The organism is Enterobacter sp. FB, from assembly GCF_000805795.1.
Lineage (GTDB): Bacteria > Pseudomonadota > Gammaproteobacteria > Enterobacterales > Enterobacteriaceae > Enterobacter > Enterobacter roggenkampii.
Genome location: NZ_JSZC01000004.1, coordinates 257,848 through 283,016, shown reverse-complemented (window position 1 = coordinate 283,016; position 25,169 = coordinate 257,848). Strand labels below are relative to the sequence as shown.

Annotated in this window: 22 protein-coding genes and 1 pseudogene; 17 read left to right on the top strand and 6 right to left on the bottom strand. The window is 55.9% G+C overall.

What is annotated here, in order from left to right; genetic code table 11:
- The first annotated feature begins 7 nt into the window (after positions 1-7).
- The 12 genes from amiB to rlmB all read left to right on the top strand — a co-directional run bounded on the left by amiB (position 8) and on the right by rlmB (position 13,788).
- Positions 8-1,348: an N-acetylmuramoyl-L-alanine amidase AmiB gene (amiB, locus tag PI91_RS02190; RefSeq protein ID WP_032655266.1), complete on the top strand. Its 1,341-nt coding sequence runs from the start codon at positions 8-10 to the stop codon at positions 1,346-1,348.
- Positions 1,349-1,357: 9 nt separating this feature from the next.
- Entirely contained in the window at positions 1,358-3,202 is a 1,845-nt protein-coding gene (gene mutL, locus PI91_RS02185; RefSeq protein ID WP_039265371.1) for a DNA mismatch repair endonuclease MutL, read from the top strand.
- Positions 3,195-4,145, top strand: a complete 951-nt coding sequence (gene miaA / locus PI91_RS02180) for a tRNA (adenosine(37)-N6)-dimethylallyltransferase MiaA (RefSeq protein WP_008502920.1) — start codon at positions 3,195-3,197, stop codon at positions 4,143-4,145. Before mutL ends, miaA begins: the two co-directional genes overlap by 8 nt.
- Positions 4,146-4,230: 85 nt before the next feature.
- Positions 4,231-4,542 carry an RNA chaperone Hfq gene (gene hfq / locus PI91_RS02175; protein ID WP_008502919.1) on the top strand — a complete coding sequence of 104 codons (312 nt, stop codon included), beginning with the start codon at positions 4,231-4,233 and terminating at the stop codon, positions 4,540-4,542.
- A 74-nt stretch (positions 4,543-4,616) separates the two neighbouring features.
- Positions 4,617-5,897, top strand: a complete 1,281-nt coding sequence (gene hflX / locus PI91_RS02170) for a ribosome rescue GTPase HflX (RefSeq protein WP_008502918.1) — start codon at positions 4,617-4,619, stop codon at positions 5,895-5,897.
- 56 nt (positions 5,898-5,953) lie between these two features.
- A complete protein-coding gene (gene hflK, locus PI91_RS02165; protein WP_039265370.1) occupies positions 5,954-7,213 on the top strand; it encodes an FtsH protease activity modulator HflK in 1,260 nt (419 codons plus the stop codon).
- 2 nt (positions 7,214-7,215) lie between these two features.
- Positions 7,216-8,220 carry a protease modulator HflC gene (gene hflC / locus PI91_RS02160; protein ID WP_008502916.1) on the top strand — a complete coding sequence of 335 codons (1,005 nt, stop codon included), beginning with the start codon at positions 7,216-7,218 and terminating at the stop codon, positions 8,218-8,220.
- Between the two features lie 71 nt (positions 8,221-8,291).
- Positions 8,292-8,489, top strand: a complete 198-nt coding sequence (locus PI91_RS02155; RefSeq protein ID WP_003855996.1) for a DUF2065 domain-containing protein — start codon at positions 8,292-8,294, stop codon at positions 8,487-8,489.
- Between the two features lie 104 nt (positions 8,490-8,593).
- Positions 8,594-9,892, top strand: a complete 1,299-nt coding sequence (locus tag PI91_RS02150) for an adenylosuccinate synthase (protein WP_006178975.1) — start codon at positions 8,594-8,596, stop codon at positions 9,890-9,892.
- 192 nt (positions 9,893-10,084) lie between these two features.
- Positions 10,085-10,510, top strand: a complete 426-nt coding sequence (gene nsrR, locus PI91_RS02145; protein ID WP_023293453.1) for a nitric oxide-sensing transcriptional repressor NsrR — start codon at positions 10,085-10,087, stop codon at positions 10,508-10,510.
- A 38-nt stretch (positions 10,511-10,548) separates the two neighbouring features.
- The gene (rnr, locus tag PI91_RS02140) at positions 10,549-12,990 is read left to right on the top strand and encodes a ribonuclease R (RefSeq protein WP_039265369.1); all 2,442 of its coding nucleotides are present in this window, start codon (positions 10,549-10,551) and stop codon (positions 12,988-12,990) included.
- Between the two features lie 66 nt (positions 12,991-13,056).
- On the top strand, positions 13,057-13,788 hold the full coding sequence (rlmB, locus tag PI91_RS02135; RefSeq protein WP_021240712.1) for a 23S rRNA (guanosine(2251)-2'-O)-methyltransferase RlmB: 732 nt from the start codon (positions 13,057-13,059) through the stop codon (positions 13,786-13,788).
- Positions 13,789-13,879: 91 nt separating this feature from the next.
- Here the strand turns inward: rlmB and PI91_RS02130 are convergent, their stop codons facing one another.
- Positions 13,880-15,154: an MFS transporter gene (locus tag PI91_RS02130; RefSeq protein WP_039265368.1), complete on the bottom strand. Its 1,275-nt coding sequence runs from the start codon at positions 15,152-15,154 to the stop codon at positions 13,880-13,882.
- Positions 15,155-15,348: 194 nt separating this feature from the next.
- Between PI91_RS02130 and PI91_RS02125 the strand changes: the two genes are divergently transcribed.
- A complete protein-coding gene (locus tag PI91_RS02125; protein ID WP_039265367.1) occupies positions 15,349-16,971 on the top strand; it encodes an isovaleryl-CoA dehydrogenase in 1,623 nt (540 codons plus the stop codon).
- On the opposite strand, the gene PI91_RS02120 is transcribed toward PI91_RS02125, so the two are convergent.
- The 3 genes and pseudogenes from PI91_RS02120 to bsmA all read right to left on the bottom strand — a co-directional run bounded on the left by PI91_RS02120 (position 16,968) and on the right by bsmA (position 19,824).
- Entirely contained in the window at positions 16,968-18,899 is a 1,932-nt protein-coding gene (locus PI91_RS02120; protein ID WP_023326553.1) for a methyl-accepting chemotaxis protein, read from the bottom strand. The genes PI91_RS02125 and PI91_RS02120 overlap by 4 nt on opposite strands.
- Positions 18,900-19,071: 172 nt before the next feature.
- Positions 19,072-19,346, bottom strand: a pseudogene (gene yjfN, locus PI91_RS02115) (DUF1471 family protease activator YjfN).
- A 148-nt stretch (positions 19,347-19,494) separates the two neighbouring features.
- Positions 19,495-19,824 (bottom strand): biofilm peroxide resistance protein BsmA, encoded by a 330-nt coding sequence (gene bsmA / locus PI91_RS02110; RefSeq protein WP_023616161.1) that lies wholly within the window; start codon positions 19,822-19,824, stop codon positions 19,495-19,497.
- 137 nt (positions 19,825-19,961) lie between these two features.
- On the opposite strand from bsmA, the gene yjfP reads away from it, so the two are divergent.
- Positions 19,962-20,684: an esterase gene (gene yjfP, locus PI91_RS02105; RefSeq protein WP_039265366.1), complete on the top strand. Its 723-nt coding sequence runs from the start codon at positions 19,962-19,964 to the stop codon at positions 20,682-20,684.
- Here yjfP and ulaR read toward each other — a convergent pair.
- Complete coding sequence (gene ulaR, locus PI91_RS02100; RefSeq protein WP_008502904.1) at positions 20,681-21,436, bottom strand: HTH-type transcriptional regulator UlaR; 756 nt, start codon at positions 21,434-21,436, stop codon at positions 20,681-20,683. The two genes, yjfP and ulaR, sit on opposite strands and share 4 nt — an antisense overlap.
- Positions 21,437-21,545: 109 nt before the next feature.
- Positions 21,546-22,610, bottom strand: a complete 1,065-nt coding sequence (gene ulaG, locus PI91_RS02095) for an L-ascorbate 6-phosphate lactonase (RefSeq protein WP_006810379.1) — start codon at positions 22,608-22,610, stop codon at positions 21,546-21,548.
- A gap of 359 nt (positions 22,611-22,969) precedes the next feature.
- On the opposite strand from ulaG, the gene ulaA reads away from it, so the two are divergent.
- From ulaA to ulaC, 3 genes are read left to right on the top strand one after another with little or no spacing between them, the layout of a single operon-like run.
- Positions 22,970-24,370, top strand: coding sequence for a PTS ascorbate transporter subunit IIC (gene ulaA / locus PI91_RS02090; RefSeq protein ID WP_039265365.1), 1,401 nt, complete (start codon positions 22,970-22,972; stop codon positions 24,368-24,370).
- 12 nt (positions 24,371-24,382) lie between these two features.
- Positions 24,383-24,688 (top strand): PTS ascorbate transporter subunit IIB, encoded by a 306-nt coding sequence (gene ulaB, locus PI91_RS02085; RefSeq protein ID WP_039265364.1) that lies wholly within the window; start codon positions 24,383-24,385, stop codon positions 24,686-24,688.
- A 9-nt stretch (positions 24,689-24,697) separates the two neighbouring features.
- Complete coding sequence (ulaC, locus tag PI91_RS02080; RefSeq protein WP_003856024.1) at positions 24,698-25,165, top strand: PTS ascorbate transporter subunit IIA; 468 nt, start codon at positions 24,698-24,700, stop codon at positions 25,163-25,165.
- Positions 25,166-25,169: the final 4 nt, after the last annotated feature.

Here is a 25,169-nt window from a genome sequence, read left to right as displayed (position 1 = left end):
TGACGGGATGATAAATCGCGTTAAAGGTTGGTTGTTGGCTGCCACCGTGCTGCTGTGCGCGCAGGCCGGGGCGGCAAATCTTTCAGATATTCAGGTCTCGAACGGCGAAAGCCAGGCTCGAATCACGTTCAGCTTTATGGGCGATCCTGAGTATGCGTTTTCACAGCCAGACAGCCACAGCGTGGCGCTGGATATCAAACAGACAGGCGTGATCCAGGGATTACCGCTGCAGTTCAGCGGCAACAACCTGGTGAAAAGTATCCGTTCGGGTACGCCGCAGGATAGCCAGTCGTTACGCCTGGTGGTCGATCTGACCGAAAAGGGCAAAACGAAGGCGGTGAAGCAGCAAAACGGGGCGAACTATACGGTGGTCTTTACCATCAATGCCGATGTCCCGCCGCCGCCTCCACCGCCGCCTGTCGTTGCCAAACGCGTGGAAGAACCGGTGTATACGCCGCGTCCTGCTGAACCCGCGCGTAATCCGTTTAAATCGCAGAACGATCGCATCACTGCGGCAACCAGCAGCAATACGGTGACCCGTCCGGCGGTGAGTACGCGCCGTGCTGCGACCAGCGGTGACAAAGTGATTATCGCCATTGATGCAGGTCACGGTGGACAGGACCCGGGTGCGATTGGCCCGAGTGGGACGCAAGAGAAAAATGTCACCATCGCCATTGCCCGTAAGCTGCGTGCACTGCTCAACGACGATCCTACGTTCAAAGGCGTGTTGACCCGCGACGGGGATTACTTCATTTCGGTAATGGGGCGTTCGGACGTCGCGCGCAAGCAGAATGCGAATTTCCTGGTTTCCATCCACGCGGATGCTGCGCCTAACCGTAACGCGACCGGTGCCTCGGTATGGGTACTCTCGAACCGTCGCGCCAACAGCGAAATGGCCAACTGGCTGGAAGAGCATGAGAAGCAGTCTGAACTGCTAGGCGGCGCGGGCGATGTGCTGGCAAACAGCCAGTCAGACCCGTACCTGAGCCAGGCGGTGCTGGATTTACAATTCGGTCATTCTCAGCGCGTCGGGTATGATGTGGCCACTAACGTATTGAACCAGTTGCAAAGCATTGGTGTGCTGCATAAGCGTCGTCCTGAACATGCCAGCCTCGGCGTTCTGCGCTCGCCAGATATCCCGTCCATCCTTGTAGAGACGGGCTTTATCAGTAACAACGGTGAAGAGCGTCTGCTGGGAAGCGACAGCTATCAGCAGCAAATTGCCGAAGCGATTTATAACGGTCTGCGTAAATACTTTGATGCCCATCCGCTGCAGTCTGCGCCACAGAGCGGCGCTGCCCAGACGGCCAGCGCAGCGCTACCGGGTGAGATGACCGCGACCAACTAAGGAGAATTCATGCCGATTCAGGTTCTGCCGCCGCAGCTTGCGAACCAAATCGCCGCCGGTGAGGTGGTGGAACGCCCTGCATCGGTCGTGAAGGAGCTGGTGGAAAACAGCCTCGATGCGGGCGCGACCCGCATCGATATTGATATCGAGCGCGGTGGCGCGAAGCTTATCCGCATTCGCGACAACGGCTGCGGCATTAAAAAAGAGGAGCTGGCGCTGGCGCTGGCCCGTCACGCCACCAGTAAAATAGCTTCTCTGGATGACCTGGAAGCGATTATTAGCCTCGGCTTTCGCGGTGAAGCGCTGGCCAGTATCAGCTCGGTTTCGCGCTTAACGCTGACCTCCCGTACCGCCGAACAGCAGGAAGCCTGGCAGGCTTACGCCGAAGGGCGCGATATGGATGTGACGGTCAAACCCGCGGCGCACCCTGTCGGCACGACGCTTGAAGTATTAGATCTCTTCTACAACACCCCCGCCCGACGCAAGTTCATGCGTACCGAGAAGACCGAATTCGGACACATCGACGAGATCATCCGCCGCATCGCGCTGGCGCGTTTCGATGTCACCATCAACCTCAGCCACAACGGCAAGGTGATGCGTCAGTATCGCGCGGTGGCAGAAGGTGGACAGAAAGAGCGTCGGCTGGGCGCCATTTGCGGGACCCCGTTTCTGGAACAGGCGCTGGCCATTGAGTGGCAGCACGGCGATCTGGCGCTGCGCGGCTGGGTAGCCGATCCGAACGCGAGCAGCGCTGCGTTTGCGGAGATCCAGTATTGCTACGTCAACGGCCGCATGATGCGCGACCGTCTCATCAATCACGCCATTCGCCAGGCCTGCGAAGACAAGCTCGGGGCCGATCAGCAGCCTGCTTTCGTGCTTTATCTGGACATCGACCCGCATCAGGTGGATGTGAACGTCCATCCTGCCAAGCATGAAGTGCGGTTCCACCAGTCGCGACTGGTGCATGATTTTATCTATCAGGGCGTGCTGAGCGTGCTGCAGCAGCAGGGTGAAACGCCGTTGCCGCTGGAACACGCAGAACCTGCGCCACGCCCAATTCCTGAAAACCGTGTCGCTGCGGGCCGCAACCATTTTGCGGAGCCCGCCGTTGCGCGTGAACCGGAAGCGCCGCGCTTTTCCTCCGCAGGGGCCGCGCCGCGTCCAACGGGCGCCAACTACCCGAATGCCCAGCCTGGCTATCAAAAGCAGCAGGGCGCGTTGTACCGCAAACTGCTGGAGACGCCAGCCGTAGAGCGTAAAGAACCCATTCCGGCACCTCAGCCTTCTCTGGACGGCCATAGCCAGAGTTTTGGCCGAGTGCTGACGATTATCGCGCCGGATATGGCACTGCTGGAACGTGACGGCAAATTGATGCTTCTGGCACTGCCGGTTGCCGAACGCTGGCTTAAACAGGTGCAGCTCACGCCGGGCGAAAATGCCGCCTGTGCGCAGCCGCTGTTAATTCCGGTTCGCCTGAAAATATCCCCTGATGAAACAAGGATATTGCAGCGTGCCGAAGCACAGCTGGCGCAAATGGGTATTGAAATTGTGCTCGAACCACAACATGTGACAATTCGTGCAGTGCCTTTACCCTTACGCCAACAAAATTTACAAAACTTGATTCCTGAACTGATAGGCTACCTGGCGCAGCAAACATCGTTTGATGCCGCTAACACCGCGCAGTGGATCGCCCGCCATCTGGCCAGCGAACACGCGCCGTGGAGCATGGCACAGGCCATCAGCGTGCTGGCGGAGGTGGAACGCCTCTGTCCGCATCTGGTGAAAGCGCCGCCGGGTGGGTTATTACAACCTGTTGATTTAAAAACGGCGATGAACGCCCTGAAACATGATTGACGTAAGTAAGGCGAGCCTGCCTAAGGCAATTTTTTTAATGGGCCCAACGGCCTCCGGCAAAACGGCGCTCGCCATTGAGTTGCGTAAAGTTTTGCCGGTAGAGTTGATTAGCGTCGACTCCGCCCTCATCTACCGAGGGATGGACATCGGCACGGCGAAGCCTGACGCAGAAGAACTGCGCGCGGCACCGCACCGTTTGCTGGATATCCTCGACCCGGCTCAGGCTTACTCCGCAGCGGATTTTCGCCGGGATGCCTTAGCCGAGATGGCCGAGATAACGGCGGCGGGGCGTATACCGCTGTTGGTTGGCGGAACCATGCTCTACTTCAAGGCGCTGCTGGAGGGGTTATCACCTCTGCCATCCGCGGACCCGGAAGTAAGAGCGAAAATTGAGCAGCAGGCGGCAGAGCAGGGGTGGGACGTTTTGCATCAGCAACTGGCGGAGATTGACCCGGTTGCCGCAGCGCGGATCCATCCAAATGATCCGCAAAGGCTTTCCCGGGCACTGGAAGTTTTTTTCATTTCGGGTAAAACTTTAACGGAACTGACGCAAACGTCAGGAGACGCTCTGCCGTATCAGGTGCATCAGTTCGCCATCGCCCCGGCGAGCCGTGAACTGCTCCATCAGCGAATTGAGCAGCGTTTTCATCAGATGTTAGCTTCAGATTTTGAAGCAGAAGTGCGGGCGCTATTTGCCCGTGGAGATTTGCATACGGACATGCCTTCCATTCGTTGTGTGGGATACCGCCAGATGTGGTCGTACCTTGAAGGTGAGATTTCATACGATGAAATGGTTTATCGAGGTGTTTGCGCCACGAGACAGTTAGCGAAGCGCCAGATCACCTGGTTGCGCGGTTGGGAAGGGGTTCACTGGTTAGACAGTGAAAAACCACAACAGGCGTTAAGCGACGTGATTGAGGTTGTTGGTGATATCGCTCACTGAATGTGTACAATTGAGGCGTATCGTGCGCAATTTTTCAGAATCGCAAGGTTCTAAGTACAAAACAAGCATATAAGGAAAAGATAGAATGGCTAAGGGGCAATCTTTACAAGATCCGTTCCTGAACGCATTGCGTCGGGAACGTGTTCCAGTTTCTATTTATTTGGTGAATGGTATTAAGCTGCAAGGTCAGATTGAGTCTTTCGATCAGTTCGTGATTCTGTTGAAAAACACGGTCAGTCAGATGGTCTATAAGCACGCTATTTCTACTGTTGTTCCGTCCCGTCCGGTATCTCATCACAGCAATAACGCTGGCGGCGGCACAGGTAGTAACTACCATCATGGCAGCAACGCGCAGGGTTCTTCAACGCCAGCGCAGGACAGCGACGAGACCGAATAAGGTTTCGCACTGTTATCCACACGGGGAGCCAGGGATCCTGCGTTCCCCGCTGATCTTTTTAGAGAGGTTTACGCTTGTTTGACCGTTATGATGCCGGTGAGCAGGCGGTGCTGGTACACATCTATTTTTCGCAAGACAAAGATATGGAAGACCTCCAGGAGTTTGAATCTCTGGTCTCTTCCGCCGGTGTCGAAGCAATGCAGGTGATTACCGGTAGCCGTAAAGCGCCGCACCCAAAGTATTTTGTTGGTGAAGGTAAAGCAGTCGAAATTGCGGATGCCGTAAAAGCAACCGGCGCGTCAGTCGTGTTGTTTGATCATGCGCTGTCTCCAGCCCAGGAGCGCAACCTGGAAGCTCTCTGCGAATGCCGTGTTATCGATCGCACGGGATTGATTTTAGACATTTTTGCTCAGCGTGCACGTACCCACGAAGGGAAACTGCAGGTTGAGCTGGCGCAGCTGCGTCATCTGGCAACGCGTCTGGTGCGTGGCTGGACCCACCTTGAAAGACAAAAAGGCGGGATTGGTTTGCGCGGCCCGGGTGAAACCCAGCTCGAAACCGACCGTCGTTTGCTGCGTGGCCGAATTACCCAGATCCTCTCGCGTCTGGAAAGGGTCGAGAAACAGCGTGAGCAGGGGCGTCGGGCACGCACCAAAGCCGACATCCCGACGGTGTCGCTGGTGGGGTATACCAACGCCGGTAAATCCACCCTGTTTAACCAGATAACCGAGGCCCAGGTTTATGCCGCAGACCAGCTGTTTGCGACCCTGGACCCGACGCTGCGCCGTATTGACGTTGCAGACGTCGGTGAAACGGTGCTGGCGGATACCGTAGGGTTTATCCGTCACCTGCCGCATGACCTGGTGGCGGCGTTCAAGGCCACCTTGCAGGAGACGCGACAGGCGACCCTGCTGCTGCACGTGATTGATGCGGCAGACGTGCGCGTGCAGGAGAACATCGACGCGGTGAACGTGGTGCTCGAAGAGATCGACGCCCACGAAATCCCAACGCTGTTGGTGATGAACAAGATCGATATGCTGGACGATTTCGAACCGCGTATCGACAGAGATGAAGAGAACAAACCGATTCGGGTCTGGCTTTCTGCCCAGACCGGTCTTGGTGTGCCACTGCTTTTCCAGGCTTTGACAGAACGTCTTTCCGGTGAGGTAGCTCAGCACACGCTGCGACTGCCGCCACAGGAAGGCAGGCTGCGCAGCCGGTTTTATCAGCTTCAGGCGATAGAAAAAGAGTGGATGGAGGATGACGGCAGCGTGGGGATGCAGGTGCGTATGCCGATCGTTGACTGGCGTCGCCTCTGTAAACAAGAACCTGCGCTGGTCGACTATATCGTCTGATCAGAAAGGGGATGCCTGAATAATTCGCCCTTGCATAACAAATATGGAGCATATACATGGCGTGGAATCAGCCCGGTAATAACGGACAGGACCGCGACCCGTGGGGAAGCAGCAATAATCAAGGCGGCAACTCTGGGGGAAATGGCAACAAAGGTGGTCGCGAGCAGGGGCCGCCGGATCTGGATGATATCTTCCGCAAGCTGAGCAAGAAGCTTGGTGGTCTTGGCGGAGGTAAAGGTTCTGGCTCAGGTGGAAATTCCACCCAGGGGCCGCGCCCGCAAATGGGTGGCCGCGTAGTCGGTATTGTTGCCGCTGCAGTGGTAATCATCTGGGCTGCTACCGGGTTCTACACCATTAAAGAAGCGGAACGCGGTGTCGTTACGCGTTTTGGCAAGTTCAGCCATCTGGTTGAGCCGGGCCTGAACTGGAAACCGACCTTCATTGACGACGTGACCGCGGTCAACGTGGAATCGGTTCGTGAACTGGCGGCGTCTGGTGTGATGCTGACGTCTGATGAAAACGTGGTGCGCGTTGAGATGAACGTGCAGTACCGCGTGACCGATCCTGAGCGTTATCTGTTTAGCGTGACCAGCGCCGATGACAGCCTGCGCCAGGCGACCGACAGCGCCCTGCGCGGGGTGATCGGTAAATACACCATGGACCGTATCCTGACCGAAGGTCGTACCGTTATCCGTAGCGATACCCAGCGTGAGCTGGAAGAGACCATTCGTCCATACAATATGGGGATTACCCTGCTGGACGTCAACTTCCAGGCTGCACGTCCGCCGGAAGAGGTAAAAGCAGCCTTTGACGATGCGATTGCTGCACGTGAAAACGAACAGCAGTACATCCGTGAAGCAGAAGCCTACACCAACGAAGTTCAGCCACGTGCTAACGGTCAGGCGCAGCGTATTCTGGAAGAAGCGCGTGCGTATAAGACCCAGACCATCCTGGAAGCACAGGGTGAAGTGGCTCGTTTCGCGAAGATCCTGCCGGAATATAAAGCGGCGCCGGAAATTACCCGTGAGCGTCTCTATATTGAGACCATGGAAAAAGTGCTGAGCCACACCCGCAAAGTGTTGGTTAACGACAGTAAAGGCGGAAACCTGATGGTGCTGCCGCTGGATCAGATGCTGAAAGGCGGTTCTGCACCGGCAGCAAAAGACAACAGCGGTGCGAACAACCTGCTGCGTCTGCCACCTGCGTCACCCGGTAGCACAAGCGCAACAACCACGTCTTCTTCGAGCGATGGTGACATTATGGACCAACGCCGTGCTAACGCGCAGCGTAACGACTACCAGCGTCAGGGGGAATAAGGATGCGTAAGTCAGTTATTGCGATCATCGTCATCGTACTGGTCGTGCTTTATACCTCGATCTTTGTGGTGAAAGAGGGCGAGCGTGGGATCAAGTTCCAGTTCAGCAGCGTCGTGCGTGATGGCGACAAACGCCCGGTGATCTACGAGCCGGGTCTGCACTTCAAGGTGCCGTTCATTCAGTCAGTGAAAACGCTTGATGCGCGTATCCAGACCATGGATAACCAGGCCGACCGTTTCGTGACTAAAGAGAAGAAAGACCTGATCGTTGATTCCTATATCAAATGGCGCATCAGCGATTTCAGCCGTTACTTCCTGGCAACGGGCGGCGGTGACGTTTCTCAGGCAGAAGTGCTGCTGAAACGTAAGTTCTCTGACCGTCTGCGTTCTGAGATTGGTCGTCTGGATGTGAAAGACATCGTGACCGATTCCCGTGGCCGTCTGACCCTGGAAGTTCGCGATGCGCTGAACTCCGGCACAGCGGGCACGGAAGATGAAGTTTCAACGCCAGCAGCAGATGATGCGATTGCCAAAGCGGCTGAGCGCGTTCAGGCTGAAACCAACGGTAAAGTGCCGGTGATCAACCCGAACAGTATGGCTGCGCTGGGTATTGAAGTGGTAGACGTGCGTATCAAGCAGATCAACCTGCCGGTGGAAGTGTCCGAGGCGATTTACAACCGTATGCGCGCCGAGCGTGAAGCGGTCGCCCGTCGTCACCGTTCACAGGGCCAGGAAGAGGCGGAGAAGCTGCGTGCTGCTGCGGACTACGAAGTGGCCAAAACGCTGGCGGAATCTGAGCGTCAGGGCCGTATCCTGCGTGGTGAAGGTGATGCCGAGGCGGCGAAGCTGTTTGCCGATGCCTTCAGTCAGGATCCTGACTTCTATGCCTTTATCCGTAGCCTGCGTGCTTACGAGAATAGCTTCCAGAGCAACCAGGATGTGATGGTGCTCAGCCCGGACAGCGATTTCTTCCGTTATATGAAGACGCCGACTAACGCAACGCGATAAACTCAGGCTCGTTTGAGTATTCAAACCACCGCTCCCAACGGAGCGGTGGTTTTCTTTTATAAGGAACAAAAATGAATTCAACGATCTGGCTCGCGCTGGCCCTGGTCCTGGTGCTGGAAGGTCTGGGACCGATGCTCTATCCACGCGCCTGGCGTCGAATGATCGCCACCATGAGCCAACTGCCGGATAATATTTTACGTCGTTTTGGCGGCGGTCTTGTGGTTGCGGGCATCGTGATCTACTACATGTTGAGGAAAACGATTGGCTGATCAAAAAGTGGTCGGATTTGGGATATTCTGAGGTCAAAAAGTGCTGTATATCTGAAAAAGCGATGGTAGAATCCATTTTTAAGCAAACGGTGATTTTGAAAAAAATGGGTAACAACGTCGTCGTACTGGGCACCCAATGGGGTGACGAAGGTAAAGGGAAGATTGTTGATCTTCTGACTGAACGGGCTAAATATGTTGTGCGCTACCAGGGCGGTCACAACGCAGGCCATACTCTCGTAATCAACGGTGAAAAAACCGTCCTCCATCTTATTCCATCAGGCATTCTTCGCGAAAACGTCACCAGCATCATCGGTAACGGCGTTGTGCTGTCTCCAGCGGCGCTGATGAAAGAGATGAAAGGTCTGGAAGACCGTGGTATCCCTGTTCGTGAGCGTCTGCTGCTCTCCGAAGCCTGCCCGCTGATCCTGGATTATCACGTGGCGCTGGACGTTGCGCGTGAAAAAGCGCGTGGCGCGAAAGCGATCGGCACCACCGGTCGTGGTATCGGTCCGGCTTACGAAGATAAAGTGGCTCGTCGCGGTCTGCGCGTGGGTGACCTCTTCGACAAAGCAACCTTCGCTGAAAAACTGAAAGAAGTGATGGAATATCACAACTTCCAGCTGGTGAACTTCTACAAAGCTGACGCTGTTGACTACCAGAAAGTGCTGGATGACGTCATGGCGATTGCAGACATTCTGACCGGTATGGTTGTTGATGTGTCCGATCTGCTGGACCAGGCGCGCAAGCGTGGCGATTTCGTCATGTTCGAAGGTGCGCAGGGTACGCTGCTGGACATCGACCACGGTACCTATCCGTACGTAACCTCTTCCAACACCACCGCGGGTGGCGTGGCGACCGGCTCTGGCCTGGGTCCACGTTATGTGGATTACGTTCTGGGCATCATCAAAGCGTACTCCACTCGCGTGGGTGCAGGTCCATTCCCGACCGAACTGTTTGATGAAACCGGCGAGTTCCTGTGCAAGCAGGGTAACGAGTTTGGCGCGACCACCGGTCGTCGTCGTCGTACCGGCTGGTTGGATGCGGTTGCCGTGCGTCGTGCAGTGCAGATCAACTCCCTGTCTGGCTTCTGCCTGACCAAGCTGGACGTACTGGACGGCCTGAAAGAAGTGAAAATCTGCGTAGGCTACCGTATGCCTGATGGCCGCGAAGTGACCACCACGCCGCTGGCTGCTGACGACTGGGAAGGCATTGAGCCAATCTACGAAACCATGCCGGGCTGGTCTGAGACCACTTTCGGTGTGAAAGAGCGTAGCGGCCTGCCGCAGGCGGCGCTGGATTATATCAAGCGTATTGAAGAACTGACCGAAGTGCCGATCGATATTATTTCTACCGGCCCGGATCGTACTGAAACGATGATCCTGCGCGACCCGTTCGACGCATAATCTTCGTGACTGCTGGCCTGCGGGGAGACCCGTAGGCCGGATAAGCGTAGCGCCATCCGGCGACCGCTCCTGGATCTCCGCTTTTTCGCCCCGTCTGTCAAATAAATTAGCCGCTAACTATCTGGCTGGTTTATCATCATTAATGAATATCTCTGCGGTTTGTCCGCGATTTCCCTTTTTCCTGAGGTTGATGTGCAGTTAACAAGTTTCACCGATTACGGCTTACGCGCGCTGATCTACATGGCGTCGTTACCCGATGGGAAAATGACCAGTATCTCTGAAGTCACAGAGGTCTACGGCGTATCCCGTAATCATATGGTCAAAATAATCAATCAACTTAGTCGTGCCGGATACGTTGCTGCCGTCCGCGGGAAGAATGGTGGGATCCGTCTCGGTAAACCGGCACAGAGTATTCGTGTTGGCGATGTGGTACGTGAACTGGAGCCGCTGTCTCTGGTGAACTGCAGCAGCGAGTTCTGCCACATCACGCCCGCTTGCCGCCTGAAAAAGGCGCTTTCTAAGGCCGTGCAAAGTTTTCTCAAGGAGCTGGATAACTACACGCTGGCCGATTTGGTTGAAGAGAATCAACCGCTTTATAAATTATTGCTGGTGGAATGAAGAAAATTTCCACCGGAGCTGACAACGGAGGAACCGACATGTCACACGATCCTTTCCAGGAACGCGAAGCCGAAAAATACGCGAATCCTATCCCCAGCCGCGAGTTCATCATTGAACGCTTAACAAAACGCGAAAAACCCGCCAATCGTGAAGAACTTGCTGTTGAATTAAACATTGAAGGTGAAGAGCAAATTGAAGCCCTTCGCCGCCGCCTGCGCGCGATGGAGCGTGACGGGCAGCTGGTCTTTACCCGCCGCCAGTGCTACGCGCTGCCAGAACGCCTCGATCTGCTGAAAGGGACCGTCATTGGTCACCGCGATGGCTTCGGCTTCCTGCGGGTGGAAGGCCGTAAAGACGATCTGTATCTCTCATCTGAACAGATGAAAATGTGCATCCACGGCGACCAAATTCTGGCGCAGCCGCTGGGCGCTGACCGTAAAGGTCGCCGAGAAGCGCGCGTCGTGCGCGTCCTGGTGCCAAAAACCAGCCAGATTGTTGGTCGCTACTTTACCGACGCGGGCGTGGGCTTCGTGGTGCCGGACGACAGCCGTCTGAGCTTCGACATTCTGATCCCACCTGAAGAGGTGATGGGTGCCCGCATGGGCTTTGTGGTGGTGGTGGAACTTACCCAGCGCCCAACCCGTCGCACCAAAGCGGTAGGTAAAATCGTCGAAGTGCTGGGCGATAATATGGGCACCGGCATGGCCGTTGATATGGCGCTGCGCACCCACGAAATTCCATACATCTGGCCGAAAGCGGTTGAAGAGCAGATCGAAAGCCTGCGTGAAGAAGTGCCGGAAGAATCCAAAGTGGGCCGCGTGGATCTCCGCTCCCTGCCGCTGGTTACGATCGACGGTGAAGACGCCCGTGACTTCGATGACGCCGTCTACTGCGAGAAAAAACGCGGCGGCGGCTGGCGTCTGTGGGTAGCGATTGCAGACGTAAGCTACTACGTTCGTCCGCATACCCCGCTGGATAACGAAGCGCGCAGCCGTGGTACCTCGGTCTACTTCCCGTCGCAGGTTGTACCGATGCTGCCGGAAGTGCTGTCTAACGGCCTGTGTTCCCTGAACCCGCAGGTTGACCGCCTCTGTATGGTTTGCGAGATGACCATCTCCAACAAAGGGCGCTTAACTGGCTATAAATTCTACGAAGCGGTGATGAGCTCTCACGCGCGTCTGACCTACACCAAGGTCTGGCATATGCTGCAGGGTGACCAGGATCTGCGCGAACAGTACGCGCCGCTGGTCAAACACATCGAAGAGCTGCATAACCTCTACAAAACGCTGGATCAGGCGCGCGAAGAGCGCGGCGGGATCTCCTTTGAGAGCGAAGAGGCGAAATTTATCTTCAACGCCGAGCGCCGCATTGAGCGCATCGAGCAGACCCAGCGTAACGATGCGCACAAGCTGATTGAAGAGTGTATGATCCTGGCGAACATCTCGGCGGCACGCTTCGTTGAGAAAGCCAAAGAGCCTGCGCTGTTCCGTATTCACGATAAACCGTCGACGGAAGCCATCACCGCGTTCCGCTCCGTGCTGGCTGAACTGGGCCTGGAGCTGCCGGGCGGCAATAAGCCAGAGCCGCGCGATTACGCCGAGCTGCTGGAATCCATTAGCGATCGTCCTGATGCAGAAATGCTACAGACAATGCTGCTGCGCTCGATGAAGCAGGCGATTTACGATCCGGAAAACCGCGGTCACTTCGGCCTGGCGCTGCAGTCTTACGCCCACTTTACGTCGCCGATCCGTCGTTACCCTGACCTTTCGCTGCACCGTGCGATCAAGTATCTGCTGGCGCAGGAGCAGGGCCATAAAGGGAACACCACCGAAACCGGTGGCTACCACTATTCGATGGAAGAGATGCTGCAGCTGGGTCAGCACTGCTCCATGACCGAACGCCGTGCCGATGAAGCTACCCGCGACGTGGCGGACTGGCTGAAGTGTGACTTTATGCTGGACCAGGTCGGTAACGTCTTCAAAGGCGTGATTGCCAGCGTGACCGGCTTTGGCTTCTTCGTACGTCTGGACGAGCTGTTTATCGACGGTCTGGTGCACGTCTCCAGCCTGGATAACGACTACTACCGCTTCGACCAGGTCGGCCAGCGCCTGATTGGCGAATCTGGCGGCCAGACCTATCGTCTGGGCGACCGTGTGGAAGTGAAGGTTGAGGCCGTGAATATGGACGACCGTAAAATCGACTTCAGCCTGATCTCCAGCGAGCGCGCGCCGCGTAACGTCGGTAAAACCGAGCGCGAAAGAGCGAAAAAAGGCGGAAACGGCAAAACGAGCGGCAAGCGCCGTCAGGCCGGTAAGAAGGTGAACTTCGAGCCGGACAGCGCGTTCCGCGGCGAGAAGAAGCAGAAGCCGAAGGCGGCAAAGAAAGAAGCCCGTGCCGCGAAGAAACCTTCCGCGAAGACACAGAAAATAGCGGCCGCCACCAAAGCGAAGCGCGCGGCTAAGAAAAAGCAGGCGGAGTAAATTCTCCCCTCACCCTGACCCTCTCCCCAACCGGGAGAGGGGAAATACTTATTACGAGAACCATCAATGAGTGAAATGATTTACGGCATCCACGCGGTGCAGGCCCTTCTCGAGCGCGCACCGGAGCGTTTTCAGGAAGTGTTTATTCTGAAAGGGCGTGAAGACAAACGTCTGATGCCGCTGATCCACGCCCTGGAAGCGCAGGGCGTGGTGATCCAGCTGGCTAACCGCCAGTTCCTGGATGAGAAAAGTGAAGGCGCGGTTCACCAGGGGATCATTGCCCGCGTGAAGCCGGGCCGTCAGTATCAGGAAAACGATCTGCCGGATCTGATCGCTGAGCTCGAGAATCCGTTCTTCCTGATCCTCGATGGCGTTACCGATCCGCACAACCTCGGCGCGTGTCTGCGTAGTGCGGATGCGGCGGGCGTGCATGCGGTGATCGTGCCGAAAGATCGCTCCGCGCAGCTGAACGCGACGGCGAAGAAAGTGGCCTGCGGCGCGGCGGAAAACGTTCCGCTGATCCGCGTGACCAACCTGGCGCGCACCATGCGTCTGCTGCAGGAAGAGAACATCTGGATCGTCGGTACTGCCGGTGAAGCGGATCATACCCTGTATCAGAGCAAAATGACCGGCCGTCTGGCGCTGGTGATGGGAGCGGAAGGTGAAGGCATGCGTCGTCTGACGCGCGAGCACTGCGACGAGCTGATCAGCATCCCGATGGCGGGCAGCGTGTCCTCTCTGAACGTGTCTGTTGCGACGGGCATCTGCCTGTTTGAAGCGGTGCGTCAGCGCGGGTAGCCTGTTATGCCGGGTGGCGGCTTCGCCTTACCCGGCCTACAAAGGCACGGTACCGTAGGCCCGGTAAGCGTAGCGCCACCGGGCATTAACCTCATTCCTCCAGTGACCGCAGATGGTCATCCTTCCTCAGTGTCATCAGCGCGAAAATACTCACTACTGCCGTCGCCATCACGTAGTACGCCGGAATATCCAGATTGCCCGTCTGCTTAATCAGCCCGGTTATGATTAACCCTGCGCATCCCGAGAAAATCGCGTTCGATAACGAATAGGCCAGCCCCAGCCCCGTATAGCGCACGCGGGTCGGGAACATCTCAGAGAGCATCGCCGGGCCCGGCCCCGCCAGCATGCCCACCAGACCGCCCGCAATCAATACCACTATCGCTTTCACCGCCAGCGTGCTGGACTCCGCCTGCAGAAGTTTCAGCAGCGGCAGGGCGAGGATCAGCAGCAGCGCGGTGGCGATAATCATCACCGTGCGACGCCCGATCCGATCGCTCAGGATCCCCGACGGAATGATCGTCAGCGCAAACCCAACGTTCGAAATCACTGCGATCAACAGCGCCTGATTAAACCCGGTGTGCAGCGCCGACTGCAGATAGGTCGGCATAATGACCAGGTAGGTGTACCCCGCCGCAGACCAGACCATCACGCGGCCAATCCCCATCACGATGGCCCGGAGCGTGGCGGCAATGTCCGCCTGAGCGACGGCCGGTTTGTCCTGCTGCTGCACAAAGCTGGGTGTCTCCTCCATGCTGACGCGAAGCCACAGCGCAACAGCGCCCATGGGCAGCGCCAGGAAGAAAGGAATGCGCCAGCCCCAGTCGTGCAGGGCTTCAGGCGTGAGAAGGGCGGAGAGCAGCGCCACGATGCCGGCACCCGCTAACAGCCCCAGCGCCACGGTAAAGGACTGCCAGGCACCATAGAGCCCGCGCTTGCCTCGCGGGGCGAACTCCGTCATCAGCGAGACTGCACCGCCGTACTCGCCGCCCGCGAACAGCCCCTGCAGGATCCGAAGCAGCGTAACGATCAGCGGTGCGGCAATCCCGATGCTGGCGTAGACCGGCACAATGCCGATGGCGGCGGTGGACAGCGTCATCAGCACCAGCACAATGATTAGCGTCGGCTTACGGCCAATTCGGTCGCCGATGCGTCCAAACACCACCGCACCCAGAGGACGGAAGAAGAAGGCGATGGCAAATGAGGCGTAAGTGAGGATCAGGCTGGTAAGCCCCGCTTCCCCTTCAAGCTGAAAGAAGTTCTTCGCAATGATGGTCGCCAGAAAACCGTAGACCGCAAACTCATACCACTCGATAAAGTTACCAATGGAGCCGGCAATTAATGCTCGCTTGTGCGCATCCGGTTGCATAACTTTCCTCACTGAAAGGGGGAGAGAATAAATTATTCAACAAAAGCGAAGTCATGAAATAGTTTATTCTTATGTTCTGTGAGCTATTTCACGAATGATATCAGCGGGATCGTGAACGTGTGACTCCCCTCCCATGCAGCGTGTGCGCGGTCTGTCCATACTTATCGTCATTGCCACTGAAGGAGGGAGACAGTATGCACTGGCAGACTCATACCGTTTTCAATCAACCTGCACCACTCTCTAACAGCAACCTTTTTCTCTCGGACTGCGCGCTGCGTGACGCAGTCTCGCGTGAGGGTGCCGAGTGGGATATCGAACTGCTCGCCAGCATCGGGCAGCAGTTAGGTACCGCAGAGTCGCTGGAGCTGGGCAGGCTGGCGAACGTGAATCCGCCGGAGTTGCTTCGCTATGACGCCACCGGAGAGCGACTGGATGACGTTCGCTTTCACCCGGCATGGCACCTGCTTATGCAGGGGCTGTGTGCCAATCGGGTACATAACCTGGCATGGGAAGAGGAGGCGCGTAAAGGGGCTTTTGTCGCCCGGGCCGCACGCTTTGTGCTTCATGCTCAGGTTGAGGCAGGCACGCTTTGTCCCGTCACCATGACGTTTGCCGCGACACCGCTCCTGCAGCAGGCGCTCCCTAAACTATTTCACGACTGGCTGACGCCGCTGCTCAGCGATCGCTACGATCCTCATCTGGTGCCTGGCGCGCAAAAACGCGGCCTGCTGATCGGTATGGGGATGACGGAAAAACAGGGCGGCTCGGACGTGCTGAGCAACACCACCAAAGCGGAAAAATGCAGCGACGGCAGCTACCGGCTGGTGGGCCATAAATGGTTTTTCTCCGTCCCGCAAAGCGATGCGCATCTGGTGCTGGCACAGGCGAAGGGCGGGTTGTCCTGCTTTTTTGTGCCGCGCTTTTTACCTGACGGACAGCGCAACGCCGTCCGGCTGGAGCGCCTTAAGGACAAGCTCGGGAACCGCTCCAACGCCAGCAGCGAGGTAGAGTTTCTTGATGCCTCCGGCTGGCTGCTGGGGGAAGAGGGCGAAGGGGTACGGCAGATCCTCAAAATGGGCGGCCTGACGCGCTTTGACTGCGCGCTGGGCAGCCACGGACTGATGCGTCGTGCGCTGTCCGTGGCGCTGTACCACGCGCATCAGCGTCAGACCTTCGGCAAAAATCTTATCGATCAGCCGCTCATGCGTGAGGTGTTAAGTCGGATGGCGCTGGTGCTGGAGGGGCAAACGGCGCTGCTGTTTCGCCTGGCCCGGGCGTGGGATAAACGCGCGGATCCCCAGGAAGCGGCATGGGCGCGGCTGTTTACCCCGGCCGCGAAATTTAGCGTGTGCAAAGCGGGCATCCCGTTTGTGGCGGAAGCGATGGAGGTGCTGGGCGGAGTCGGGTACTGCGAGGAGAGCGAACTTTCCCGCCTGTATCGCGAGATGCCGGTGAACAGCATCTGGGAAGGGTCCGGCAACATCATGTGCCTTGACGTGCTGCGCGTGCTGGCGAAGCAGCCGGGTATTCACGATCTGCTTGCCGATGAGTTTGCACAGGTAAAAGGGCAGGACAGACACTTCGACCGCAGCTGGCGACAGCTTCAGCAAAAACTGCGTAAACCGCAGGAGGCGCAGGGGCGGGAAATTGCGCAGCAGCTTTTCCTGCTGGGTGCCGGAAGCGAAATGCTGCGGCACGCATCGCCCCCGGTGGCGCAGGCGTGGTGCCGCATGATGCTGGATACCCGTGGCGGTACGCTGATGAGCGAGCAGGTGCAAAATGACCTGCTGCTGCGTGCGACGGGCAGAGTCGGTTAGTCTTTTAGCTGGAACAGACTCACCAGTTGAGCCAGATGTGACCCTTTCTCGCGCAGCGTTTGAGCGGTTTGTTCGCTGCGTGAGATACGATCCGCATTAATATGCGACGCTTCGCCAATGTGGGTCATGGCGAGATTCACCTGGCCAATCCCTGCGGACTGCTCGCGTGAGGCATGGTTAATCTCGGTGACCAGCTGGCTGATGTTATCGATATGAATGATGATGTCATCCATCGCCAGGCGCGTCTGTTCAGACAGCGCATGGCCTTCGCTCACTTTCCTGAGCGTATCGCCAATCAGCTGTTCAATCTCCTTCACCGCGTTAGCGCTGCGTCCGGCCAGGGCGCGAACTTCCTGCGCAACCACCGCAAACCCTTTCCCATGCTCGCCCGCGCGGGCCGCTTCCACTGCCGCATTCAGCGCCAGGATATTGGTCTGGAAAGCGATGGACTCAATCACGCGCGTGATGTCTTCGATGCGTTTTGACGCCTCGCGAATGTCGTCCATGGTCGACACGGCGTGGGTGACCGTCTCACCGCCCTGATGGACCGCGAGGGAGGTTTCACCCACCAGCTGCTGCGTTTGCTCCATGTTGGCGGCATTTTGCTGTACGGTGGCGGCCAGCTGCTCCATGCTGGCGGAGGTCTCTTCCACGCTGCTGGCCTGCTTGTTGATCTGCTCAGAAATCTCGCCGGTATCGGAAGCCAGCGCGTTAGTGCCCAAATGGATCTCGCCTGCGGCCTCGCGAACCTGAAGAACAATTTTTTGCAGGCCACCGCCGATGCCGTTAATGGCGTCGATCAGCTGGCCGACCTCGTCCTGACGCGTCACGGGCAGGCTGGAACGGAGATCCCCTGCAGCATATTGCCGGGCAAGATGGATCACATTGCTCAGCGGTCGGGTCAGCACACGGCGAATAAGGACCACGAACAGACCAGCAAACAGGATAGATAAGACCACGCCGGCCAGCAGGAAGCGATCGCGCATGGCGTTAACGCTTGAGAGCAGCACCGATTTATCCACTTCGCCCACGATAGTCCAGTTCCAGCCTGGCAGCGGGGTATACGCCATTTTAAGCGTGCGGCCGTCGTCGCTTACGCGTTCCAGGGTGCCGGGCTTGTCACCCAGAAGCTGCTGCTGCGTCGCGTCGTCCCACTTCGGCAACTGCCCCTCTTCACCGGCATGGAACAGGTATTGCCCGCGCGTTTTGCCGTTGCTGCGATCCAGCACGAAGAAGTGACCGCTCTCGCCCAGGCGGCGGGTGAGGATTTTCTCGCGCATGACGTTCCAGGAGTGCGTAATGTCCACGCCAACAAAGACGATCGCAATGACCTGTCCTTCGGCGTTTTTAACCGGCTGATACTGGGTGATATAGCGTTTGCCAAACAGCAGCGCCAGTCCGCGGTAGACTTCCCCTCTGTTGACGGCGGCAAAGGCCGGGCTGGCGGTATCCAGCACGGTGCCCATCGCCCGCTCGCCATTCTCTTTGCGCAGGGAGGTGGCTACGCGAACAAAGTCATTACCGCTGCGTACAAACAGCGTCGAAATGGCTCCCGTACGGTTCAGGAACTCGTCAGACAGGGTGTTGTTTTGATGCAGTCCGGTGTCACCGCCTTTCAGAAGCGGGACGCTGAGTCCGTTAATCGTCTGAGCCTGGGAAGTATCAATATTCAGTGGCTGCGGTAAAAAAGTGGTAAACAGCCGGGTATAACTCTCAACCTCTTCACTCAGGCTGGTGTTAAACATCTGCACCATGTCGACCATGCCGGTGGACTGATTGTGCAGGTCTTCTACCGCAAGGGCTTCAAGCTGCTGGCTGGCTTTTTGACTGAGCAGAAAAGTGAAAAGCAGAAACAGCGTGGCGACACTGACGCCCGTAAGCAGCGACAGCTTCGCCCCCAGGCCTGCACGGCGAAAAACGTTGATCATAAATTGCTCATCATTGAATAGGTATGGTTCTTCAACGGCAGAGCGGAGATTACGTTTACTGAATTAATGTAACAAAATGTTATTTTGTTGTTATTGATTGGTTTTTAATAAGATAAAAAATTTGCAAAAGCGAAAAGCCACTAAAAATAAGTGGCTTTTATCAGGAGGGAGTTTACACGTAGAGAATGGCCTGTACCCGCCAGTGGTCGATATGGTTATCTTCCTGCATCTGGATGATGCGATACCAGGAAGCACCCTGCTCATCGGCCTTTAATGCCACGACGCGTTCAACGTCTTGCGGGCTCCCGAGATATTATTCACGGAGATCTGGCCAATTTCATTCAGGCCAGTTACACAGTCAGCACTGGCGAATTCTGCTGACTGCGCGGTGGTGCTCACCAGGCCTGCGGAGAGCAACAGAGAGGTCAAAGCAAGAGTTCGTTTCATCGTCAGCTCCATTTCACATATTTCCGGTATCCGCCGGGCAATCCTTCGCGAATAAACCCCCATTCCTTGTCGCTGGCATGGAGTTTATTGTGGACAGGAAAATGTCTATGGACGCAAAGCAGTGTAAATGTCGTTCAAAGGTAAACCATTATTTTCGGTACAAAATGGCCTGTGAATACCACTGCCCCGTTATGATGGTTTCGTCGATCATGATAATGACGTAATAATCTGCTTTGGCGGCGACGGCTTGTGCCTTTATTGCCTCTTCTGCGTCATCCGGCGAACCGCGAACCAGCGCGGAGACGGTGCCCATTCGTTGTAATCCTTCCGTCTGATTACGACGAATCTCCTGCGGATGATCGGCAACCGGGGGAGCGGGTTGCGGTGTTCCCTGCAGTGCGCTACAGCCGCTAAGCAGAAACACCAGCAATAAAGCAGCAAACCTGTGCATAACCATATCTCGTTTCCTGATAGCCATAGTGTAGTTGTCTGTGAATTTAGTTTTGGGGGAATGTTCCCGAAGTGTTAGCTGGGACGTAATTTTCGAATGAAAATAGCCTGAAACCGTAATCCAGTTCTCAACATTATGAATCATCCATTCGTGCAGGGTCGACAATGATTGAAATTGAAATACGCCATCTCGGCGACCATGAAATTTTACACGCTATGCCAGCGGGTAAACGTGATAAACCGCTGCCTGTTGTGGTTTTTTATCATGGATTTACCTCATCGAAGCTGGTTTACAGTTACTTTGCGGTCGCGCTGGCGCAGGCGGGTTTTCGCGTGGTGATGCCGGATGCGCCTGACCACGGCGCACGATTTATGGGTAATGAGCTGGCGCGCCTTGGGCAGTTCTGGCACATACTGCACGGGAGTCTGACCGAGTTTGCCGGGTTGCGCGATGCGCTTTATGAGGCAGGGCTGGTGGCCGAGAATCGTCTGGCCGTGGCCGGGGCGTCGATGGGCGGTATGACAGCCCTGGGGATCATGACGCACCATCCAGAAGTGAAGTCGATCGCCTGTCTGATGGGCTCGGGTTATTTTACCTCGCTGGCGAAGACCCTTTTTCCCCCTCAGGATTTAGCGGAAATCACCGCGAGGCTGGAAGAGTGGGAAGTAACCCGGGCATTGCCGCGCCTCGCAGATCGCCCGCTTTTGCTGTGGCACGGTGACGCGGATGATGTGGTGCCACCTGACGGTACCTTCCGCCTGCAGCAGGCGTTAAAGAAGGAAGGGCTGGACGGTAATCTGACCTGTTTGTGGGAATCAGGCGTTCGCCACCGCATTACGCCAGCGGCGCTGGACGCCACGGTAGCGTTTTTCCGCCAGCACCTTTAAACGCGCAGCACTTTTACTCCCTGATCTTCCAGCTTCTGGAGGATCTCGGGGTTAGCCCCTTTGCCGGTGATCACCAGGTCGATCTGTTCTGCGCGGCTGAACAGCATGCCTGCGCGTTCACCGACTTTACTGCTGTCGACCAGCACCACGAGTTTGCCTACCACGTTGAGCATGTTTTGTTCCGCCATCGCGGTCAGCATATCGGTTTTATACAAACCTTCAGCGGTCAGGCCTTTGCCGCTGGTAAACATCCAGTGTCCGGCGTAGAGACTGTTTTCGCTGTCCTGTGGGCTAAGCGTAATCGACTGACTTTTATTGTACTGACCACCCATGATCACCACGCTCTCATGCTCCTGATCGATGAGATAGTTGGCGAGCGGTAAGTAGTTCGTGATGATTTGCACCGGCTTGCCGCACATCTCGCGGCCCAGCAAAAACGCCGTAGAGCCGCAGTTGATAACGACACTCTCACCGGGATTCACCAGCTGCGACGCGGCTCTGGCGATCCGCACTTTTTCATCGTGATTCTGCGCCTGATGAATGTTCATCGGCGTCCAGCGGGGGCGCTGCTGGCTAATGGCTTCCGCACCGTTGCGAACTTTTTTCAGCTTGCCGCTCTCATCCAGCTTGTTAATGTCTCGCCGCGCGGTGGCGGGGGAAATCCCTAAACGTTCGATCACTTTCTCGACGGTGATAAACCCTGTTTGCGCCAGGAGTTCCAATAAAATTTGATGCCGTTGCGCTTCCGTCATGAGCTATTCCGATAAGAATTGATTTGAAAAGATGATATTTGAAATAGCGTGAAATTACTAAAATAAATATGAAATCGCCAGACACAAGTCTGGCGATGTGGCCTCGGAATCAGAGGAAGGACTTAAACGGCAGGTCAGGCTCAATGGTGAAGCAATCATCGAAACCACGCGGGTAGTGGTACTCAAGATTGTCTTTGTCCAGCGGCCAGGTGAACTTGCCGCCTACCTGCCAGATAAATGGCTTGAAGCCGTACTTCAGGCGGTCTTTTTTCATCTCCCACAACACGCGAATTTCCTGCGGATCGGCCTGGAAGTTTGACCAGATATCGTGGTGGAACGGAATAACGACTTTGGTGTTCAGCGCTTCCGCCATGCGCAGCATGTCGGCGCTGGTCATTTTATCCGTAATACCGCGCGGGTTCTCGCCGTAGGAGCCCAGAGCCACGTCAATCTGATGCTCGTTACCGTGCTTAGCGTAGTAGTTGGAGTAGTGGGAGTCACCGCTGTGATACAGGGAGCCGCCCGGCGTTTTGAACAGGTAGTTCACCGCGCGCTCGTCCATGCCGTCTGGCAGTACACCTGCCGCTTTTTGATCGGCCGGCAGCGTAATCAGAGCGGTACGGTCAAAGGCATCAAGAGCATGGATTTCAATGTCTTTGATTTTCACCACGTCGCCCGGTTTCATCACGATGCAGCGCTCTTTCGGCACACCCCAGCCAATCCAGAGATCCACGCAGGTCTGCGGCCCGATAAACGGCACATCGTCCGCGCAGTTTTGCATCACCGCTGCCGCCACGTTTACATCAATATGGTCGTTGTGATCGTGGGTAGAGAGTACGGCATCGATCTGACGAATGGCAAAAGGATCAAGCACAAACGGTGTAGTACGCAGGTTCGGCTGGAGTTTTTCAACGCCGGCCATACGCTGCATCTGGTGGCCTTTTTTCATCAGCGGGTTACCGTGGCTCTGTTTGCCGGTGCCGCACCAGAAATCGACGCAGATATTGGCGCCACCTTCTGATTTCAGCCAGATCCCGGTGCAGCCCAGCCACCACATTGCAAACGTGCCAGGAGCAACCTGTTCCTGCTCGATTTCTTCGTTCAGCCAGCTACCCCACTCCGGAAAGGTGCTCAGAATCCATGATTCACGGGTGATGGTTTTCACTTTACTCATCGTTTTGACTCCTGGTTTTAATCAAAAGTAATCACATTGTGATTCGTTATGATTAATGCTGTCACCATTTTACGCGCTTTGCAATAGCGAAAATGCGGAATTTTATCTGCTCAACGTCACAGACTCTCTGCTTGTTACTTGTTAGATTATCGCGTAATAAACATTAATCTCATGAATTATAAGGACTAATTTATTTCATTTGTGCGGTAGTGAAAATCATTACTAACTGAAGGGAAATAAATTGCGTGATGCGTCACAAATAATCAAATTCAATCTTGTGGTGATTATTTGTGATTAATAGAGTGATGGCACCAACCGCACAGGGATTGCCCCTCGTGTTCTCATTTCTGGAGAGAGTTATGGAGATCCTCTACAACGTCTTTACCGTTTTCTTTAATCAGGTAATGACCAACGCCCCGCTGTTGCTGGGTATCGTGACGTGCCTGGGATATATCCTGCTGCGTAAAAGCGTCAGCGTGATTATTAAAGGCACCATCAAAACCATTATCGGTTTCATGCTGTTGCAGGCGGGGTCGGGCATACTGACCAGCACGTTTAAGCCAGTCGTTGCCAAAATGTCGGAAGTGTATGGCATTAATGGGGCTATCTCTGATACCTACGCCTCAATGATGGCGACCATCGATCGTATGGGCGATGCCTATAGCTGGGTAGGTTACGCCGTTCTGCTCGCGCTGGCGCTGAACATTATCTATGTTCTGCTGCGCCGCATTACCGGTATTCGCACCATCATGCTAACTGGGCACATTATGTTCCAGCAGGCGGGGCTGATTGCGGTTTCTCTCTATATCTTCGGTTACCCAATGTGGACCACGATTATCTGCACCGCGGTGCTGGTCTCGCTCTACTGGGGTATCACCTCCAACATGATGTACAAGCCAACCCAGATAGTGACCGACGGTTGCGGTTTTTCCATCGGTCACCAGCAACAGTTTGCTGCCTGGATTGCTTATAAAGTTGCGCCGTACCTGGGTAAAAAAGAAGAGAGTGTTGAAGACCTTAAGCTGCCTGGCTGGCTGAATATCTTCCATGACAACATCGTGTCGACCGCGATTGTGATGACCCTCTTCTTCGGCGCCATTCTGCTCTCCTTCGGTATTGATGTGGTGCAGGCGATGGCGGGGAAAACCCACTGGACGGTTTACATCCTGCAGACCGGTTTCTCTTTCGCCGTGGCTATTTTCATCATTACTCAGGGCGTGCGTATGTTCGTCGCCGAACTGTCTGAAGCTTTCAACGGTATCTCTCAGCGCCTGATTCCTGGCGCGGTACTGGCCATCGACTGTGCCGCTATCTATAGCTTCGCGCCAAACGCGGTGGTCTGGGGATTTATGTGGGGCACCATCGGCCAGCTGATTGCGGTGGGTATCCTGGTCGGCTGCGGCTCCTCAATCCTGATTATTCCGGGCTTTATCCCGATGTTCTTCTCCAACGCCACCATCGGCGTATTCGCTAACCACTTCGGCGGCTGGCGCGCGGCGCTCAAGATCTGCCTGGTAATGGGCATGGTTGAAATCTTTGGCTGCGTGTGGGCGGTCAAGCTCACCGGTATGAGCGCCTGGATGGGCATGGCGGACTGGTCAATTCTGGCACCGCCGATGATGCAGGGTTTTGCCTCCATCGGACTGATCTTTATGGCCGTCATTATCCTGATTGCTCTGGCTTATATGTTCTTCGCGGGTCGCGCGCTGCGCGCTGAAGAAGATGCGGAAAAACAAACAGCAGAAGTTTCTGCTCATTAAGGAGTTTCGATTATGACCGTACGTATCCTGGCTGTCTGTGGCAATGGGCAAGGTAGCTCCATGATCATGAAGATGAAAGTGGACCAGTTTTTAACCCAGTCCAACATTGACCACACGGTAAACAGCTGTGCAGTGGGCGAATACAAAAGCGAGCTGAACGGCGCGGATATCATCATCGCCTCTACCCATATCGCCGGTGAAATTACCGTGACGGGCAATAAATATGTGGTGGGCGTCCGCAACATGCTGTCGCCAGCGGATTTCGGCCCCAAGCTGCTGGACGTGATCAAAGAACACTTCCCACAAGACGTGAAGTAAGGACACCCAATGAAACTACGTGATTCGCTGGCGGAGAATAACTCCATCCTTTTACAGGCAGAGGCCAGCACCTGGCAGGAAGCGGTCAAGCTGAGCGTGGACTTACTGGTTAAGGCTGACGTGGTCGAGCCGCGTTATTACCAGGCCATTCTTGATGGCGTGGCGCAGCACGGCCCTTACTTTGTCATTGCGCCAGGCCTGGCCATGCCGCATGGCCGTCCGGAAGAGGGCGTGAAGAAAACCGGCTTCGCGCTGGTGACGCTGAAAACGCCGCTGGTGTTTAACCATGAAGATAACGACCCGGTCGACATTCTGATCACCATGGCGGCCGTGGATGCCAACACCCATCAGGAAGTCGGCATCATGCAGATCGTTAATCTGTTTGATGACGAAGCGAATTTTGACCGTTTACGCGCCTGCCGTACCGCGCAGGACGTTCTGGATTTAATTGATAACGCCACTGCGGCGGCCGTTTAAGAGG